This window comes from Burkholderia sp. (assembly GCF_018375725.1).
GTDB lineage: Bacteria > Pseudomonadota > Gammaproteobacteria > Burkholderiales > Burkholderiaceae > Burkholderia.
The window spans coordinates 1-2,609 of record NZ_JAHACR010000434.1 but is presented as its reverse complement, the minus strand read 5'-3'; the positions used below and the strand labels follow the sequence as shown (position 1 = coordinate 2,609).

Genomic DNA, 2,609 nt, shown 5'->3' with positions numbered 1-2,609 from the left:
TCGCCGCACCAGACCTGATTCGGCGCATCAACCTCAAACTGACGGTTGAGATGGTTCGGAATGTCGATCCGCTCAACCGTCGCCTGCTTGTACGCATGGCTGCCGGGTTGCTTGCAAATCAACCCCAGCTCTTCCATCAAGCGACTGACCTTGAAGCGGCCAATCGTCGTGCCCTCCTCACGCATCATACCCATGATGCTGCGGCTGCCGGCTGAGCTTCGGCTTTCGACGAACAGCTCGTGAACTCGGCTGCGCAATGCCATACGCTCGGCATCGATACGCGTGGCCCGCTCCCGATGCGCATACAGACAGGACCGTGAAACGTTGAATACCGAGCAGATCAACTCGACCGATTCGCTCCCGCAGATTCGATCAATTACTTCGTCCGTTCGATGCCTTCCGACATCAAGAGCGCGGTAGCCTTTTTTAAAATGGCCTTCTCACGCTCGAGGCGTTCGATGCGCGCCTCGAGTTCCTGAATACGTTGCTGATCCGGCGTGGGCGTGACGCCCTGGCGCTCCATCTGAAGCTGCAAAACCCACCGCCGCAGCACCGACTCACCGATGCCGACCGAACGGCTCGCCTCTGAAAAGTTATAACCCTGGTCAAGCACCAGGCTGGCTGCTTGCTGTTTGAACTCGGGGGAAAACGAACGACGTTGCTTCGGCATCAGACACCTCTCCATGGCGAGCATTCTCGCCTAAATCAGTGTCCGGGTTCATTAGGCCACTACAGTCGCCTCCCATTGGTTATGAAGGAACCAAGTTCTCACCAAAAGCCAGCCATCTTGGAATACGACGATCCTGCGGTCGCCGAGACGGGCGAGGACGTTCGTAAACTCGTCAACGGACAACCCCATTTCGGCTGCGGCAATGCGCGGCACGATCGGATAGCAGCCAATCGTGTTGGTGAATGGGCTAGTAAGTGCGTAGTACTCACCAAACCTCTCGCTGATTGTCAGATCGCACGATATTGATGATCGCCAAGCCTGCGCCGGCGAAATCGGGCGGTACTTGGCCATCAGTAGATCTCTCCTGACAACGGGAGGCGCGGCCGGCCGACGCGACGTTTTGCTTCGGTGTCGTTCGATTGCGTGCTCGACACATGCGCCTTCGCGGCCACATCGTCGAGCCACGCCCGTATATCCGACACAAACCAACATGCGCGCCGCTTTCCGGGAAAAGCAGTGGGCGGCAGCTCACCTCGGTAAGCCATCTGCGTTACCGCGCCCGCTGTCGTCGCGAGCAATGACGCCAGTTCCTCGCGATTGATAATGGCTTGAGGCGCCATCCTGGCAAATGCCTGCCGAAAATTCATGTCTGCTTTCGCCATTCGTGATCACCAGTTACTTGTGGTTTAGCTAATGGCAATCGTAGAATTTCAAGCAGCGGGCCGCATGGGCCAGTTTTTCGTGAGGAGGTCGATGTTATGGCGAACATCGGACCAAACAAAGGAAGAAAGCTCCGACTTGCTCTGTCGCGATTCGCGGCAATGTTGATTGAAGAGGCCCGTGACGTTTCCGGTCTGAGCTATCCAAAACTCGATCAAGCTCTCGGGCTTCCCGATGGGCAGGCGTTTCGCTATTCACAATATCCGATCGTCGCGAAGACGCGTGCGCCACAAGCTGGTTCGGTCCAGCAGCTGGAAGTCAGGGTGGCGAGGTTTTTGAAAAGGCCTGCCCATGTAGTTGTGGTCGAGAACAATTCCCTGCTCGGCGGCCCAGGCTCTCATCGACTAGACCTCGTGGTTGGCACGCCGGCAGATGAGCTCGATTTGGGCGAGAGCAATTCGACGGACCTTCAACTCGGCTACGAGGGCGATTGGCCGACATACCGCAGGCTCAAATATGCCGAATGGTCCGATAGCCTCGAATCGATCTGCTCACTGGTAAACCGCAAGGCCAGCCCCGAGGATTGGCCGGAGATGCTCGCCCTATACAGTTGGCAATGGGGGGTTCTGTGGGACCGAGGTATTCCTTGGTTATCTCGCCCCGATTATGGATTTCCAGCGGGAACCCCTGCATGCGTAGTCATCCGCAGCGTGTTTCAGGCTGCGAAACAAGAACGTGCACGTCTGCGACTGCGCTCATGACTCCGCGTCCTATCGATATAGCAGAGCCTAGTTATTTTTTTCTGAGGGGAGCGAACTTGCGCCAAGGTCAGCAGCAAGTTCCGCTGCACAACTGTTAGTTAGCTGACACTTGTTAGCAGGAATCCAAGGCCCGGCAGGCGGGTCGCGATTTAATGTCGTGACCACTACATCACCGTAGGAATAGCTGCCTTTAACACCGGGAAACGGAAGCTGCACCCATTCCTTTGCGAGTCCATCATATACGGTCATGGCAGCCCCATCGCGCGGTACCAATGTAACGATTACTCGACCCGAAGCGCGGCAAGTCACATGAACGAAAGCATGCGTATAGGCGTTGGAATCGTGATCATTGAAAATCCTAGTTAATTCATAGCCTCCCGACTGTCGACATTGCTTCGGGCCGATGGTGATGCTCAGACTGGAGTTGCCCCTGTAATACCGGACACGGCATCACACTAAGGTTGCTGAATCCATCGAGCGCCGGAACTCGCGAGGCGAGCGGTATTTCAGCGCGCTAT

Annotated in this window: 3 protein-coding genes and 1 pseudogene; 1 reads left to right on the top strand and 3 read right to left on the bottom strand. The window is 56.3% G+C overall.

Features of this window, described 5'->3' with window-relative positions; translation table 11 throughout:
• From KH616_RS23985 to KH616_RS23975, 3 genes and pseudogenes are all read right to left on the bottom strand, one after another.
• Nucleotides 1-670, bottom strand: a pseudogene (locus KH616_RS23985) (transposase); the annotation flags it as partial.
• Between the two features lie 51 nt (nucleotides 671-721).
• A complete protein-coding gene (locus tag KH616_RS23980; RefSeq protein WP_292253606.1) occupies nucleotides 722-1,021 on the bottom strand; it encodes a hypothetical protein in 300 nt (99 codons plus the stop codon).
• Entirely contained in the window at nucleotides 1,021-1,332 is a 312-nt protein-coding gene (locus KH616_RS23975; RefSeq protein WP_155623636.1) for an AlpA family transcriptional regulator, read from the bottom strand. The genes KH616_RS23980 and KH616_RS23975 overlap by 1 nt, the downstream gene beginning before the upstream one ends.
• Nucleotides 1,333-1,428: 96 nt before the next feature.
• Here KH616_RS23975 and KH616_RS23970 point away from each other — a divergent pair, with 96 nt between their 5' ends.
• Entirely contained in the window at nucleotides 1,429-2,091 is a 663-nt protein-coding gene (locus tag KH616_RS23970) for a hypothetical protein (RefSeq protein WP_155623637.1), read from the top strand.
• Nucleotides 2,092-2,609: the final 518 nt, after the last annotated feature.